15 protein-coding genes, 1 tRNA gene and 2 pseudogenes are annotated in these 14008 nt (G+C 58.2%); 8 read left to right on the top strand and 10 right to left on the bottom strand.

What is annotated here, in order from left to right:
* Positions 1–16 precede the first annotated feature (16 nt).
* Positions 17–1297: a serine--tRNA ligase gene (gene serS / locus N018_RS15590; RefSeq protein WP_024646600.1), complete on the top strand. Its 1281-nt coding sequence runs from the start codon at positions 17–19 to the stop codon at positions 1295–1297.
* Positions 1298–2692, top strand: a complete 1395-nt coding sequence (cysG, locus tag N018_RS15585) for a siroheme synthase CysG (RefSeq protein ID WP_025390172.1) — start codon at positions 1298–1300, stop codon at positions 2690–2692.
* Between the two features lie 53 nt (positions 2693–2745).
* Here cysG and N018_RS15580 read toward each other — a convergent pair whose 3' ends face one another.
* The 6 genes from N018_RS15580 to tusD form a co-directional block, all read right to left on the bottom strand.
* The gene (locus tag N018_RS15580; protein ID WP_025390171.1) at positions 2746–3744 is read right to left on the bottom strand and encodes a glutathione S-transferase family protein; all 999 of its coding nucleotides are present in this window, start codon (positions 3742–3744) and stop codon (positions 2746–2748) included.
* A gap of 108 nt (positions 3745–3852) precedes the next feature.
* The gene (locus N018_RS15575; protein WP_025390170.1) at positions 3853–4854 is read right to left on the bottom strand and encodes a glycosyl transferase family protein; all 1002 of its coding nucleotides are present in this window, start codon (positions 4852–4854) and stop codon (positions 3853–3855) included.
* Positions 4851–5186, bottom strand: a complete 336-nt coding sequence (locus N018_RS15570) for a TusE/DsrC/DsvC family sulfur relay protein (protein ID WP_025390169.1) — start codon at positions 5184–5186, stop codon at positions 4851–4853. The genes N018_RS15575 and N018_RS15570 overlap by 4 nt, the downstream gene beginning before the upstream one ends.
* Positions 5183–5482 carry a sulfurtransferase complex subunit TusB gene (gene tusB / locus N018_RS15565; protein WP_025390168.1) on the bottom strand — a complete coding sequence of 100 codons (300 nt, stop codon included), beginning with the start codon at positions 5480–5482 and terminating at the stop codon, positions 5183–5185. The genes N018_RS15570 and tusB overlap by 4 nt, the downstream gene beginning before the upstream one ends.
* Positions 5482–5844 (bottom strand): sulfurtransferase complex subunit TusC, encoded by a 363-nt coding sequence (gene tusC, locus N018_RS15560; RefSeq protein WP_025390167.1) that lies wholly within the window; start codon positions 5842–5844, stop codon positions 5482–5484. The genes tusB and tusC overlap by 1 nt, the downstream gene beginning before the upstream one ends.
* A 1-nt stretch (position 5845) precedes the next feature.
* A complete protein-coding gene (gene tusD, locus N018_RS15555) occupies positions 5846–6238 on the bottom strand; it encodes a sulfurtransferase complex subunit TusD (protein ID WP_024646593.1) in 393 nt (130 codons plus the stop codon).
* Positions 6239–6549: 311 nt separating this feature from the next.
* Between tusD and N018_RS15550 the strand changes: the two genes are divergently transcribed.
* Both N018_RS15550 and N018_RS15545 read left to right on the top strand, forming a co-directional pair.
* Positions 6550–7851 carry an MFS transporter gene (locus N018_RS15550; RefSeq protein ID WP_025390166.1) on the top strand — a complete coding sequence of 434 codons (1302 nt, stop codon included), beginning with the start codon at positions 6550–6552 and terminating at the stop codon, positions 7849–7851.
* Positions 7852–7866: 15 nt separating this feature from the next.
* Complete coding sequence (locus N018_RS15545; RefSeq protein ID WP_025390165.1) at positions 7867–8646, top strand: substrate-binding domain-containing protein; 780 nt, start codon at positions 7867–7869, stop codon at positions 8644–8646.
* Here the strand turns inward: N018_RS15545 and N018_RS15540 are convergent.
* The 3 genes and pseudogenes from N018_RS15540 to N018_RS27485 all read right to left on the bottom strand — a co-directional run.
* Positions 8632–9540, bottom strand: a complete 909-nt coding sequence (locus N018_RS15540; RefSeq protein WP_025390164.1) for a LysR family transcriptional regulator — start codon at positions 9538–9540, stop codon at positions 8632–8634. The genes N018_RS15545 and N018_RS15540 overlap by 15 nt on opposite strands.
* A gap of 89 nt (positions 9541–9629) precedes the next feature.
* On the bottom strand, positions 9630–10046 hold the full coding sequence (locus N018_RS15535) for a hypothetical protein (protein WP_025390163.1): 417 nt from the start codon (positions 10044–10046) through the stop codon (positions 9630–9632).
* 165 nt (positions 10047–10211) lie between these two features.
* A pseudogene (locus N018_RS27485) lies at positions 10212–10355 on the bottom strand (aminotransferase); the annotation flags it as partial.
* Between the two features lie 144 nt (positions 10356–10499).
* Here N018_RS27485 and N018_RS28140 point away from each other — a divergent pair.
* A pseudogene (locus tag N018_RS28140) lies at positions 10500–10601 on the top strand (hypothetical protein); the annotation flags it as partial.
* Positions 10602–10745: 144 nt separating this feature from the next.
* On the opposite strand, the gene N018_RS15530 reads toward N018_RS28140, so the two are convergent.
* Positions 10746–10833: transfer RNA gene (locus tag N018_RS15530), tRNA-Ser, on the bottom strand.
* Positions 10834–10954: 121 nt separating this feature from the next.
* Here N018_RS15530 and N018_RS15525 point away from each other — a divergent pair.
* The 3 genes from N018_RS15525 (at position 10955) to N018_RS15515 (ending at position 13975) form a co-directional block, all read left to right on the top strand.
* The gene (locus N018_RS15525) at positions 10955–11626 is read left to right on the top strand and encodes a Bax inhibitor-1/YccA family protein (RefSeq protein WP_005893886.1); all 672 of its coding nucleotides are present in this window, start codon (positions 10955–10957) and stop codon (positions 11624–11626) included.
* A 479-nt stretch (positions 11627–12105) separates the two neighbouring features.
* Positions 12106–13533, top strand: coding sequence for a serralysin family metalloprotease (locus N018_RS15520; RefSeq protein ID WP_025390162.1), 1428 nt, complete (start codon positions 12106–12108; stop codon positions 13531–13533).
* A gap of 58 nt (positions 13534–13591) precedes the next feature.
* Entirely contained in the window at positions 13592–13975 is a 384-nt protein-coding gene (locus N018_RS15515; RefSeq protein WP_080274854.1) for a protease inhibitor Inh/omp19 family protein, read from the top strand.
* The last annotated feature ends 33 nt before the right edge of the window (positions 13976–14008 follow it).

The raw sequence follows: 14008 nt of genomic DNA, 5'->3' as shown, positions 1-14008 counted from the left end.
TAGACGAGAGAACGATATGCTCGATTCCAAACTGTTACGTACTCAACTTCAGGACGTAGCGGATCGCCTGGCTTCCCGTGGCTTTACGCTGGATGTGGCCCGTATTGAAGCGCTGGAAGCCCAGCGCAAGGTGGTGCAGACCCGCACCGAGCAGTTGCAGGCCGAACGCAATGCCCGCTCCAAGTCCATTGGTCAGGCCAAGCAGCGCGGCGAAGACATCGCGCCGTTGATGGCAGACGTCGAGCGTATGGGTAACGAGCTTAGCGAAGGCAAGGTTGAACTGGACGCGATTCAGGCCGAACTGGATGCGCTGCTGCTGAACATCCCGAACCTGCCGCACGAGTCGGTGCCGGTGGGTGCCGACGAAGAAGGCAACGTCGAAGTTCGCCGCTGGGGCACGCCGACTGCGTTCGATTTCGAGGTCAAGGACCACGTTGCGCTGGGCGAAAAATTCGGCTGGCTGGATTTCGAGACCGCCGCCAAGCTGTCCGGTGCGCGTTTCGCGCTGTTGCGTGGCCCGATCGCGCGTCTGCACCGTGCGCTGGCGCAGTTCATGATCAATCTGCACATCAACGAGCACGGCTACGAAGAAACCTACACGCCGTACCTGGTTCAGGCGCCTGCACTGCAAGGCACCGGTCAGTTGCCCAAGTTCGAGGAGGATCTGTTCAGGATTTCCCGCGAAGGCGAAGCTGATCTGTACCTGATTCCAACTGCCGAAGTGTCGCTGACCAATATTGTGTCGGGGGAAATTCTCGATGCCAAACAGCTGCCGCTCAAGTTTGTGGCGCACACACCGTGCTTCCGCAGTGAGGCCGGTGCCTCGGGGCGCGATACCCGTGGCATGATTCGCCAGCATCAGTTCGACAAGGTCGAGATGGTCCAGATCGTTGCACCTGATGAGTCCATGGCCGCTCTGGAGTCGCTGACCGGCAACGCCGAGCGGGTTCTGCAATTGCTCGAGCTGCCTTACCGTACGTTGGCTCTGTGCACCGGCGACATGGGTTTCAGTGCAGTGAAGACCTACGATCTGGAAGTGTGGATCCCGAGCCAGGACAAGTACCGGGAAATCTCCTCGTGCTCCAACTGTGGCGATTTCCAGGCGCGGCGTATGCAGGCGCGCTGGCGCAATCCGGAAACCGGCAAGCCGGAACTGGTCCATACCCTCAACGGTTCGGGTCTGGCGGTGGGGCGTACACTCGTTGCGGTGCTGGAAAACTATCAGCAGGCGGATGGTTCGATTCGCGTGCCGGAAGTGCTCAAGCCGTACATGGGCGGCCTTGAGGTTATTGGTTAAATGGAATTCCTGCCGCTGTTCCATAACCTGCGTGGCAGCCGCGTGCTGGTGGTCGGCGGCGGTGAAATCGCCCTGCGCAAATCTCGTCTGATCGCTGACGCAGGCGCTGTGCTGCGGGTGGTTGCGCCGGAAATCGAAACCCAGTTGCGCGAGCTGGTCGTTCAAAGCGGCGGTGAGCTGATTTTGCGCGGTTACAGCGAAAGTGATCTGGACGGCTGTGTGCTGATCATTGCTGCAACGGATGACGAACCGCTCAACGCGCAAGTTTCCCACGACGCCCGGCTGCGCTGTGTGCCGGTCAATGTGGTGGATGCTCCTGCGCTGTGTACGGTGATCTTTCCGGCGATCGTCGATCGTTCACCCTTGGTCATTGCTGTCTCCAGTGGCGGCGATGCGCCGGTGCTGGCGCGCCTGATCCGTGCCAAGCTGGAAACCTGGATTCCGTCCTCTTACGGCCAGCTTGCCGGGCTGGCCGCTCGTTTTCGCAATCAGGTCAAAGGCCTGTTTCCGAACGTGCAGCAGCGTCGGGCGTTCTGGGAGGAAGTTTTTCAGGGGGCCATCGCCGATCGCCAACTGGCCGGGCAGGGCGCGGAGGCCGAGCGCATGCTGATCGCCAAGATCGCAGGCGAGCCGCCTGCGGAAACCGGAGAGGTTTACCTGGTGGGCGCCGGTCCGGGTGATCCTGACCTGTTGACCTTCCGCGCGCTACGCCTGATGCAGCAAGCGGATGTGGTGCTCTACGACCGTCTGGTTGCGCCGACGATTCTTGATCTGTGCCGTCGCGATGCCGAGCGTGTCTATGTCGGCAAGCGGCGTGCGGAACATGCGGTTCCTCAGGAACAGATCAACCAGCAACTGGTTGCACTGGCCAAACAGGGCAAGCGGGTGGTGCGTCTGAAAGGCGGCGACCCGTTTATCTTTGGCCGGGGTGGCGAGGAAATCGAAGAACTGGCGGCACACGGCATCCCGTTTCAAGTCGTTCCGGGCATCACCGCGGCCAGTGGCTGTGCCGCCTACGCGGGCATCCCGCTGACGCACCGTGATCATGCGCAATCCGTGCGCTTCATCACGGGCCATCTGAAAAACGGCACGACAGACCTGCCCTGGTCTGATCTGGTAGCGCCTGCTCAGACGCTGGTGTTTTACATGGGGCTGATCGGTCTGCCGGTCATTTGCGAGCAACTGATCAAACATGGTCGCTCTGCCGATACCCCAGCGGCGTTGATCCAGCAGGGTACGACTGTCAATCAGCGAGTGTTCACCGGCACCCTGGCCAACCTTCCGCAAATGGTCGCCGAGCATGAGGTGCATGCACCGACGCTGGTGATCATCGGAGAAGTGGTCAAGCTGCGTGAAAAACTGGCATGGTTCGAGGGCGCTCAGGCGACAGTCTGAGTTTGAAGGCGGATAGCCCGCTCGGGCTATCCATCTCGTTACAAACAAACAGATTACCGCTTCCAGACGCCTTTGCCGGACAGACGCTCACGATCGTGAGAAGCGTGCAGATTCAGCGCTGGCCCCTTGGGGATGATTCCGGTCGGGTTGATGGTGCGATGGCTGCCGTAGTAGTGACCTTTGATGTGCTCGAAATCCACGGTCTCGGCGACGCCCGGCCATTGGTAGAGCTCGCGCAGCCAGTTGCTCAGGTTTGGATAGTCTGCAATACGCCGCAGGTTGCATTTGAAATGGCTGTAATAAACCGCATCAAAGCGCACGATGCTGGTGAACAAGCGTATATCGGCCTCGGTCAGGTGTTCGCCAGTCAGGTAGCGCTTCTCTCCCAGGAGCTTTTCCAGCGCATCCAGCTCGGTAAATACATCGTCGAATGCTTCTTCGTAAGCGCCTTGCGACGTCGCAAATCCTGCCCGATACACACCATTGTTAACGTTCGGGTAAATCTGCTCATTGAGCTCGTCAATGCTCGGTGTTAACGCCTTGGGATAGAAATCCAGCGTGTTGCCGGTCAGTTCGTCAAAAGCAGAGTTGAACATACGGATGATTTCCGCCGACTCGTTACTGACGATGCGTTGCTGTTGCTTGTCCCATAGCACCGGCACCGTTACGCGCCCTGTGTATTCAGGGTCATCCGCGGTGTAGCGTTGGTGAAGGTACTGCAGACCATCCAGCGCATTCCCGCTAGAGCCTTTCTGCTGGTCGAAAGTCCAGCCGTTCTCCAGCATCAGGTAACTGACCACTGAAACATCGATCAGGTCTTCCAGGCCTTTCAGCTTGCGCAGGATCAGCGTGCGATGCGCCCACGGGCACGCCAGCGACACGTAAAGGTGGTAGCGACCTGCTTCAGCAGTAAAACCACCCTCGCCGGATGGCCCAGGCTGCCCGTCGACCGTGACCCAGTTGCGACGCTGTGCGCTCTCGCGTTGGAATGCACCGTCTTTGCTGCTTTCGTACCACTGGTCTTGCCAGCGTCCTTCGACCAGAAGGCCCATGTCTGACTCCCGTTGCTGAGTGATAGAACTTGGAGGTCAGTTCAGGCGCGTCGGTTCGATTTGAAAAGCGCAAGATTATGGACGCTGGTTATCGCCACAGCCGATAGATCATAAGGTCTTGTCGCGGCGATCCCAGAACGTTTGAGCTTGCTGGAAAGCCTCGTCGCGAGCGACGCCCAGGCCGCGCAGTGCAAGCGCCATGGTTGAAATCAATGCCAGTTGCGGATAGCTGTCCTCAAGCTCGCCGCGCCACAAGGCCAGCAATTGCTGAGGATCAAGGGTGGCCGGTTTGACGTGCCGACGCGGCGAAAGCGCTGGCCATTCCTCGTCCCAGGGCTGTCCACCCGTCGTGCCATACAGATGGCTGATGGTGTCGGGGTTGATCTCGATCTCGCCGCCGTCACCCTTGACCACAATGGCGTTGTCGCCCAGCAGGCTGCTGGCATCGCGGTGTACGCTCTGGTAGCCCGGATGAAAGATGCTCTGCAGGCCACAGCGCGCTTGCAGCGGATTGAGAATGCGCGCCAGCGAATGAATGGGAGAGCGCAGGCCTAGCGTATTGCGCAGGTCGATCATGCGTTGCAGCTGCGGCGCCCAGTCGGCGAGCGGGATAAACGCCAGGTTTTCCTGCCCGAGCGCGATTTCGACCGCTGCCCAGTTACGGCACAGCGGGATATCCAGCAAACCCAGCAACTGTTCGGTGTACAGGCGTCCTGCGGTATGCGCGCCACCGCCGTGCAGGAGGATCTTCACGCCGTTCTGTGCCAGGCACTTGGCCGCCAGCAGGAACCACGGCAGGTGGCGCTTCTTGCCAGCGTAGGTCGGCCAGTCGATGTCCACGTGCATGGCCGGGGCATTCAGGCGTTCGCGCAGTGCCTCAGTGAAACCTGCCAGTTCCTCGGGGCTTTCTTCCTTGTGACGCAGCAACATCAGGAATGCGCCGAGCTGGGTGTCCTCGACTTTTTCGTCAAGCAGCATGCCCATAGCCTCGCGCGCTTCCTCGCGAGTCAGGTTGCGTGCGCCGCGTTTGCCTTTGCCAAGGATGCGGACGAAGGGGGCGAAGGGATGTTCTTCCGGCGTTTCGGTCACCAGCGGTGCGTAGTCGTTCATATGCAATTGGTCGGCTTTGGCAGGCCCGCCAGCTTGGCGGCAAGTTTGGCAGGGGTGCCGTTGAACAGGCGGTTGAGGTGCAGGCTGTTGCCTTTTTCCACGCCCAGCTTCAGTGCGGTGTATTTGATCAATGGCCGAGTGGCGGGCGAGAGCTGAAACTCGGCGTAGAAATCGCGCAGTAACTGGAGGATTTCAATGTGCTCGGCGCTCAGGACGATACCTTCCCTGGCAGACAAGGCATGCGCAACGTCCATTGACCAGTCGTTGAGGTCCTGGAGAAATCCGTCCTTGTCCAGTTCGAGGGTGCGTCCGTCAATGATCAACTGTTTCATAACCAGGTATTGACCTTGTCGAAGCGCAGCGACAGTTCCACGAAGGCCGGGTAGTCAATGCTCTCTACACCTGCAGGAAGCGGCAGATTGCGCGCCTTTACGTCCTCGTCGAGGACGAACAGCTGCGATGAGCCGATCAGGGTGTGCAGGTTCTGCAACTGAACGCTGGCCGCTGTTAACGCGTAAGTGGCATCGCCACACAGCAACACACCGTCGCTACTGCCCAGCAGGCGCAGGCAGCTGTCCAGGCGGGTGTCAGAGAAGGGGGAGTGAGAAAGAACGTGCAAGGTAGCCATCAGATCGTAATCACCTCGTCGTAGCGGTCAAACAGTGCAGACAACTCGGGCCGTGCGACCAGTTGAGTGATCTCTTGACCCAGTGTGCTGGCAGCAATGCCACGCTCAGCCAGACTCTGCCCACAGGCATACAGGTCTTCGACACCGAACATCGACAACGCTTTCAGGTTTGCGGTCAGGTCTTTCTGCTGCAGGGCGCCCGGAGCCTGGTGTGGAGACAATTGAAAAACACCGTCATCCAGAAACAGCAGGCCGACCGGCAAGTCGAACGCGCCGCCTGCCAGCACGATGTCCAGCGCCTCGCGGGCACCTGGGCCGGACCACGGCGCTTGGCGGCTGACAATCAATAATGAGCGGGGCATCTCACGGCCCTCCAAAGCAGATCAGACGGTCGGCGGATTGCACAGCGTCGTGCAACTGACCCAGCCCGGACAATTCCCATGGTTCAAGCAGATTCGCGGCTGGACGCTGATAGCGTTCGGCTTCTTGAGCATCCAGTACGCCACGACGCAACGCAGCGGCGATGCACACCACGCCGTCCAGACTGTGCTCGACAATGAAATCACGCCATTGCTGCGCCAGATCCTGTTCGTCCTGTGGCGTCACGACGTTGGCCGACGCGCTGTGTACGCCGTCCTGATAAAAAAACAACCGGACGATTTCATGCCCGCCTGCGAGCACCGCTTTGGAAAACAACAGCGCACGCCGCGAGGAGGGCGCATGTGCGGCGGAAAAAAGCGAGATGGCGAATTTCATGAGCGGCTCTGCCAACAAAACATGCGCAATGATAAAGAATTCACGGAGGAGTGTGTGAGTCTGGCGAAAATGGCGCTGACACTGATCCCACAGGCCAAGACTCTCGGGCCAATGCTCTGCGTTGACGTGCAGTTAATGACACTCCACGTCACGCGTGCTGGCACCGCAAAACCTGATGTCTTACGGTTTTATTGATAACCTTTAAACATCAATGGATGAAAAGATAGCACTTATCGTTTCAAGGTGTGTCCGGCAGACTCCTCGATCACAAGCGCTGACAAGCACTCTAATAAGATCGCTGGAGAACAATCATGAACGGCTCATCCCCTCAACCCGCTGCGTCTGCCCGTTCCAGGGCTGGAGCGGTATTCCGTGTTACATCCGGCAACTTTCTTGAACAATTCGATTTCTTTCTGTTTGGTTTCTACGCGACTCAAATCGCTGCTGCTTTTTTTCCCGCGACGAGTGAATTTGCCTCACTGATGATGACGTTCGCCGTCTTTGGTGCGGGCTTTCTCATGCGTCCACTGGGGGCGGTGATCCTGGGTGCCTACATCGATGACGTGGGTCGGCGCAAAGGGCTGATCGTGACCTTGTCGATCATGGCGAGCGGTACGTTGTTGATTGTTCTGGTGCCAGGCTACGCAAGCATTGGCCTCTGGGCTCCGGCCTTGGTGTTACTCGGCCGTTTACTGCAAGGTTTCTCCGCCGGTGCCGAACTGGGCGGGGTATCGGTGTATCTGGCTGAAATGGCCACGCCGGGTCGCAAGGGGTTCTACACCAGTTGGCAATCCGGCAGTCAGCAGGTGGCGATTGTGGTTGCCGCAGCGCTGGGGTATGCCCTTAACCAGTGGATGGCGCCTGCGGCTGTGGCTGACTGGGGCTGGAGAATTCCATTCGCCATCGGTTGCCTGATCATCCCGTTCATTTTCCTGTTGCGCCGCAGCCTGCAGGAAACCGAAGAGTTCGCCACCCGCAAGCACCGTCCGAGCATGCGTGAGGTCTTCGCGACCCTGTTGCAGAACTGGCGCGTGGTCATTGCCGGGATGCTGATGGTTGCGATGACCACTACCACGTTCTACCTGATCACCATTTATGCACCCACCTTCGGCAAGACCGTGCTGAATCTGAGTACCGCCGACGCGCTTCTGGTGACCTTGCTGGTCGGCGTGTCCAATTTTATCTGGCTGCCGATAGGCGGCATGTTGAGTGACCGTTTCGGGCGCAAGCCACTGCTGGTCGCGATGACCTTACTCACCATTATCAGCGCCTATCCCGCCCTGTCATTCCTCGCTCAGGCGCCCAGTTTCGGTCACATGCTGGAGGTGCTGCTGTGGTTCTCGTGCCTCTACAGTTTGTATAACGGCGCGATGATTCCGGCGCTGACTGAAATCATGCCGGTGGAAGTGCGCGTTGCCGGGTTTTCTCTGGCCTACAGCCTGGCGACGGCGGTTTTCGGTGGTTTCACCCCGGCCATATCCACCTGGTTGATCCACTTGACCGGAGACAAAGCCGCGCCCGCCTACTGGATGACATTTGCTGCCATGTGCGCGCTGGGCGCGACACTGGTGCTCTACCGACATATTTCAGCTCGCCCGCAACTGGCTGTGTAATCAAGGAAAACAAACATGCAATCTTTACATAAGCATCAACTGGCACTGCTCTTTCTGAGCTGTGTTGCCGTCAGCGCTGGCGCCCAGGCTGAAGAACTCAAGGTCATGACCTCGGGTGGCTTTACCGCAGCCTACAAATTGCTGGGGCCTGAATACGCCAAGGCGTCCGGGGATACGCTGGACACCATTCTCGGGCCGTCGATGGGCAAGGCGCCTGAGGCTATTCCAAACCGGCTGACCCGTGGTGAGCATGCCGATGTCGTGATCATGGTCGGCTACGCGCTGGATGAGCTGATCAAGCAAGGCAAGGTAGACCCCGCGTCGCGTGTCGAGCTGGCAGACTCGCGTATCGGCATGGTGGTGAAGCAGGGCGCTGCCAAGCCTGCCATCGGCACCGACAGCGAGCTGAAAGACACGCTGCTGAAAGCCAGGTCGGTCGCCTACTCCGACAGCGCCAGTGGCGTGTACATCGAGAAAGAGCTGTTCAAAAAGCTGGGCATCCAGCAACAGCTCGCGCCGAAGAGCAAGATGGTCGAGCGCATTCCGGTTGCCTCGGTGGTTGCCACAGGCGATTACGAACTGGGCTTTCAGCAGGTCGCCGAATTGCTGCCGATTCCCGGTGTAACGTTCGTGGCGAAGATCCCGGAAGACGTCCAGTCGGTCACGCGTTATGCGGCTGGCGTTCCGGTCAACGCCGAGCATCCAAAACAGGCCAAGGCGTTACTCGACTACCTGGCATCACCCAAGGCTCAGGCCACCCTGCAGTCGACGGGTCTGGATTCAGTCCCGCGCTGATCGAGATGGCATCTGCCTGACCAGTCGTTCCAGCTCAAGGGCTGCGGGTGTCAGTGTTCGCCCGCGGCGCTTGATCAGCCCGACGTTACGGATCACCTCGGGTGCCACCAGTGGCACGCTCACCAGAAACGGGTGAGCGGTCATCGGCATGGCAATCGAGGGCACTGCCGCTACGCCGAGCCCGGCTTCTACAAGACCTACCATGGTCGTCACATGCCGTGTTTCGCAAACGCTTTCCCTGAGGGGGCGTGAGGTTGCCAGCGCCTTGTCCAGTACCAGTCTGTTGCCCGACGTGATATCCAGGGTGATGTAGTCGTGGCGATACATCTCTTCCCAACTGACACTGTCATGCGTCGCCAATGGATGATCGCGGCGGCAGGCCATCACGTAGCGCTCCTGCAGAAGCAGTTCAAAGTCCACCTCTGGCGCCAGATTGCCGCTGAAACTCACCCCGAAATCAGCTTCGCCCAGCGCAACCGCGCTGTTGACTTCATTGGCGCTCGCGTCCAGCACCTTGATTCTGATTTTAGGAAACAGCTCATGGAAAGCGCTGATGACGTGCGGCATGAAGTAATAGGCCGCAGAGGGGACGCAGGCAATTGTGACGCTGCCCATTCGCGTCGAGCCAACCTCGCCGATCGTCATCAATGCGATGTCGAGATCGTCGAGGATGCGCTCGACCTGCGGCAGAAAAGCGCGGCCGACCGTGGTCAGGCTGACCTTGCGCGTGGTGCGCTCGAACAGCTTCACATTCAGCGCCGACTCCAGCTTTTCTATACGCCGACTGAGCGCAGGCTGCGTGATCTGCACGGTTTCGGCAGCCTTGCGGAAGCTGCCATTTTCGACCACGGCCCGAAACGCCTGGAGGTCGTTGAGATCGAAATTGATGGGCATCAAGAGACCGGTTGACTGATACGTGAAGCGCATCAATATATCAGACTGCGCGGCCCGCTCTGCGAGCGGGTTGCACTGCGCCGCTCATGTCAGGCGTGTGCGTCCCGACCACCATGTGAATGTTCAGCATCCGTTATCAGAAACGATTGAACGAGACGAATCCGCCGCTCGACGTGATAGGCGCCGTCATCGTTGTGACGCAGGTAAATACGCCGGCAATTGGCGCACTGCCAGACGGTGGACTGGTTATAGGGATAAAAGCGGGGAGCGATAGGCGCGTCGGGAGACCAGTAGAGCGTTCCGTCGGGGTGGTATTCATCGATGGTCGCTTCTTCAGGGGAGTGCTTCGCCAGCGCCCCCAGCTTGTTGAACGCTTCCTCCCGGTAACTCACCGGCCAACTGCTCCAGCCTGCAAGGTCTCGGTGCAGGCAGCTGCATTCCGCTGATAGAGGCAATGACGTTGTGGTCAGGGCGAGTAAGGCCTGAGCGTCCATGAATGAGTCCATGTTGATGAGTATCTCCTGATGAGAGCCTGCCGGCAGCAGATCCGCATAGTACTCCAGGTCGCCAGTGTCTCTGACACGCCGCACCGTGTTTATTGTCTGCTGCTGCACCCATGACGAGACAGAGGCTTTGCCTGTCGCGCCACGGATGCAGAGCCGATTCCAGCGCTAGCTTCCGGTCATCCGTTCGGCGCAGGCAAGCAGTACCGAGTTTGCAATGACCTCGGCAGCCTGATCGATTTGTGCAAGGTTGAGATAGGAGGGTGCAATCCGCAGGTGGCGTCCTGTGGTATCCCTGCCGTGGCAGTGAGTGGCGCCTGCCGATGCCCCCGGACGCTATCGGCAAGGGCTGCCAGGTTGTGCTCTCCCGTTCGGGCGCGCAGCTTCATCATGATGGCAAAGGCAGTTTGCTGGATGTGCTGATAGCTTCAGGGCACACCCTTTCCTTATAGCTGTAAGGAGGGCGTGTGCGGAGCGTGTGCAGGGTGCTTGAGGACGCTCTGGAACATCGCGACGTGGTTCTCAGCGCTGCCGAGCGGGCATCCGGGAGGACGATGATGATCTGCGTGTCGGGATGTACGTCAGAGCGGCTGGTTCTGGACATTTAGCGTGGTGGTTCAGAACTGCAGGATGGCGCCTCGCATTGAGCAAGCCCCGGAAACGACAAAGCCCTGAATAATCAGGGCTTTGCGCTTTCAAATATGGCGGAGGCATAGAGATTCGAACTCTAGGACCTGTTACAGTCGGCAGTTTTCAAGACTGCTGCCTTAAACCACTCGGCCATACCTCCACTACGTTGCGGGCGCCATAATACCGGAATGAAACAAGCTGTCAAACTCTGTGACTAGCCAGTTGCAGCGCCTCTGTTATGATCTTTGCAACTCAACATTTCAACAGGAAGGAGTTTCGCCATGCGCGAACAGGATTACAGCCTTAAAACCGGCGTGCAGGCCGACCAGCTAGAGGTTAGTCGTGTCCTGCGCAATACTTACGGTCTTCTCGCTCTGACGCTCGCTTTCAGCGGTGTCATGGCCTTTGTCGCTCAGCAGATGCGCGTCGGCTACCCGAACATTTTCGTGGTGCTGATCGGCTTCTATGGTCTGTTTTTCCTTACCAACAAGCTGCGTGATTCGGTGTGGGGTCTGGTTTCGACCTTCGCTCTGACTGGCTTCATGGGGTTCCTGCTGGGCCCGATCCTCAACCGTTATCTGGGCATGGCAGGCGGTGCTGAAGTTGTCAGCTCTGCATTCGCGATGACAGCACTGGTATTTGGCGGCCTGTCGGCTTACGTGCTGATCACTCGCAAGGACATGAGTTTCCTCGGTGGCTTTATCACCGCCGGTTTCTTTGTCCTGCTGGGAGCGGTTGTGGCCAGCATGTTTTTCCAGATCAGCGGGCTGCAACTGGCAATCAGCGCAGGCTTCGTACTGTTCTCGTCGGTCTGCATTCTGTTTCAGACCAGCGCGATCATTCAGGGTGGCGAGCGTAACTACATCATGGCTACCGTCAGCCTGTATGTATCGATTTACAACCTGTTCATCAGCCTGCTGCAAATCTTCGGCATCATGAGCCGCGACGACTGATCATCGTGGCCTGAATAGTCAGGCAGCTCTGCTTCAAACAAAAGCCCCGACTTGTCGGGGCTTTTGCGTTGTCGGGTTTCGAGAATGTCAAAAGGGGGCAGGGGGTCATTTTCGTGGCTGGCATTCGTGAATTTCGTTCGGAAGACGTGTCATCCCCGTTGCGGGTCTTACCGTCACATTCGACGCCTCTAAATATCTGACTGATCAGTCATCTTTATCAAAATTGCGCCAGCCTGTTCAATGGCTTATCGAAAGCCTGACATCACCAAAAAAAATATCAGACGATTCCCTAGTGCCTGTAGGCAGATTCCTGATTTAGGCGATTTGGCATCACTTATCAGGGCTGGACACAAGATTTCAAGATGTGTCAGTTTTGTTACGCAACACACGTTACGCAACAAAGGCGAGTGACAGGATTCCCTCGCTGCAGACGGAGTCCTGCCGCACCAATCTGTTCCATCAGCAAACAAGGAAGTGTCATGACGAAAGTCAAAGAAAATGCTGCAATTCAACTCTCCGCCGCTACCAGTAGCTCCTTCGACCAGATCAATACGTTCGCTCACGAGTATGACCGTGGTGGCAACCTCACTATCAACGGCAAGCCCTCGTATTCGCTCGATCAGGCTGCGAACTTCATTCTTCGCGATCAGGCCGCCTGGGCGGACCGCGATAATAACGGCACCATCAACCTCACTTACACGTTCCTGACCGCCAAGCCTGCCGGTTTTGACAACTCGCTGGGAACGTTCAGTGCGTTCAACGCGCAGCAGAAAGCCCAGGCAGTACTGTCGATGCAATCATGGGCTGATGTTGCCAAGGTCAGCTTCACCCAGGCGGCCTCCGGCGGCGACGGGCACATGACCTTCGGCAACTACAGTGATGGCAGCAGCGGTGGGGCGGCGTTCGCCTATCTGCCTAGCGGCGGCCGTACAGATGGTCAGTCCTGGTACCTTGTAAACAATTCCTACAGGGAAAACGCTACCCCGGACAACGGCAACTATGGCCGGCAAACGCTGACTCACGAAATTGGCCATACCCTTGGCTTGTCTCACCCTGGCGACTACAACGCTGGCGAGGGCAACCCGTCCTACAAGGATGTCAGCTACGCAGAAGACACGCGCGGCTACAGCGTCATGAGTTACTGGAGTGAGTCCAATACTGATCAGAACTTCGTCAAGGGCGGCGCTCAGTCGTATTCCTCGGCGCCGTTGCTGGACGATATTGCTGCGGTTCAGCAGCTCTACGGCGCGAACATGAGCACGCGTGCCACCGACACGGTCTATGGCTTCAACTCCACTGCCGGGCGCGATTTCTATAGCGCTACCTCTGCCGCGTCCAAAGTGGTGTTCTCTGTGTGGGACGGCGGGGGCAAGGATACCCTCGACTTCTCGGGCTTTACCCAGAACCAGAAGATCAACCTCAACGCTGCTTCTTTCTCGGACGTTGGTGGCATGGTAGGTAACGTTTCCATTGCCAAAAACGTCGTGGTTGAAAACGCGGTAGGCGGCTCGGGCAATGATCTGTTGATCGGCAACGCTGCTGCCAACGACCTTAAAGGCGGTGCCGGTAATGACATCATCTACGGCGGCGGCGGGGCCGACAGCCTGACCGGTGGTGCAGGAGCAGACGTCTTTGTATTTGGCGCCAGTTCCGATTCCAACCGGGCGGCTCAGGATACGATTCGTGACTTTGTCAGCGGTCAGGACAAAATCGACGTATCGGCCATTTCCACGCTGAGCGCGTTGCAGTTCGTCAACGCCTTCAGCGGTCATGCCGGCGAAGCAATCCTGAACTACAACCAGAGCAGCAACCTGGGTAGCCTGGCCATCGACTTCACGGGGCAGGGGGCGGGTGATTTCCTGGTAGGCACCGTTGGTCAAGCGTTCGCGACTGATATCGTGGTTTAATCTGTAACAATCATGGGCGACTCTCTGCAGCCGCCCATGATCTGGAATCTACCCCTTCATGAAGATCAATCACGTTGTTCGAATCGTGCCGGTTGCTTTTGCGCTGCTGGTGGGGATTTCTGGAGCGAGCATGGCCATGAGTCTGAAACTACCCAACCCTGCCGAACTGAGTGGCAAGTGGCAACTTTCTCTTAAAGGGAAGGCGGGGGACGCCTGCAAACTCAATCTGAATACCGAAGTGCCGCAGGTGACTGGTGATATGGCATGCGCAGTGCAGTGGTTGCACGACAGGCCTGATGGCTGGTTTCCGACCCCGGATGGTCTGGCGTTCACGGACAAAGACGGCAATCGCCTGATCCACCTCAACAGGATGGACGCGCAAACCTATGAGGCACGTCTGCCCAGTGGTGAGGTACTGATCCTTGGACGGCTTGCCGATTAAGCGTTTCATGGACATACGCACGTTGTTCGATAA

Source organism: Pseudomonas syringae CC1557 (assembly GCF_000452705.1).
GTDB classification, from domain to species: domain Bacteria; phylum Pseudomonadota; class Gammaproteobacteria; order Pseudomonadales; family Pseudomonadaceae; genus Aquipseudomonas; species Aquipseudomonas syringae_F.
Note: the sequence above shows the minus strand (reverse complement) of the source record. Positions and strands in the feature narration are given on the sequence as shown.

What these genes read in the sequence shown, in the direction of transcription:
- N018_RS15580 (WP_025390171.1), bottom strand. Translation starts at nt 3,744, where the DNA reads ATGGGCCTTCTGGTCGAAGGACGCTGGCAAGACCAGTGGTACGAAAGC.
- N018_RS15540 (WP_025390164.1), bottom strand. Translation starts at nt 9,540, where the DNA reads ATGCCCATCAATTTCGATCTCAACGACCTCCAGGCGTTTCGGGCCGTG.
- N018_RS15535 (WP_025390163.1), bottom strand. Translation starts at nt 10,046, where the DNA reads ATGGACTCATTCATGGACGCTCAGGCCTTACTCGCCCTGACCACAACG.
- tusB (WP_025390168.1), bottom strand. Translation starts at nt 5,482, where the DNA reads ATGGCTACCTTGCACGTTCTTTCTCACTCCCCCTTCTCTGACACCCGC.
- cysG (WP_025390172.1), top strand. Translation starts at nt 1,298, where the DNA reads ATGGAATTCCTGCCGCTGTTCCATAACCTGCGTGGCAGCCGCGTGCTG.
- serS (WP_024646600.1), top strand. Translation starts at nt 17, where the DNA reads ATGCTCGATTCCAAACTGTTACGTACTCAACTTCAGGACGTAGCGGAT.
- N018_RS15550 (WP_025390166.1), top strand. Translation starts at nt 6,550, where the DNA reads ATGAACGGCTCATCCCCTCAACCCGCTGCGTCTGCCCGTTCCAGGGCT.
- N018_RS15520 (WP_025390162.1), top strand. Translation starts at nt 12,106, where the DNA reads ATGACGAAAGTCAAAGAAAATGCTGCAATTCAACTCTCCGCCGCTACC.
- tusD (WP_024646593.1), bottom strand. Translation starts at nt 6,238, where the DNA reads ATGAAATTCGCCATCTCGCTTTTTTCCGCCGCACATGCGCCCTCCTCG.
- N018_RS15545 (WP_025390165.1), top strand. Translation starts at nt 7,867, where the DNA reads ATGCAATCTTTACATAAGCATCAACTGGCACTGCTCTTTCTGAGCTGT.
- tusC (WP_025390167.1), bottom strand. Translation starts at nt 5,844, where the DNA reads ATGCCCCGCTCATTATTGATTGTCAGCCGCCAAGCGCCGTGGTCCGGC.
- N018_RS15515 (WP_080274854.1), top strand. Translation starts at nt 13,592, where the DNA reads ATGAAGATCAATCACGTTGTTCGAATCGTGCCGGTTGCTTTTGCGCTG.
- N018_RS15570 (WP_025390169.1), bottom strand. Translation starts at nt 5,186, where the DNA reads ATGAAACAGTTGATCATTGACGGACGCACCCTCGAACTGGACAAGGAC.
- N018_RS15575 (WP_025390170.1), bottom strand. Translation starts at nt 4,854, where the DNA reads ATGAACGACTACGCACCGCTGGTGACCGAAACGCCGGAAGAACATCCC.
- N018_RS15525 (WP_005893886.1), top strand. Translation starts at nt 10,955, where the DNA reads ATGCGCGAACAGGATTACAGCCTTAAAACCGGCGTGCAGGCCGACCAG.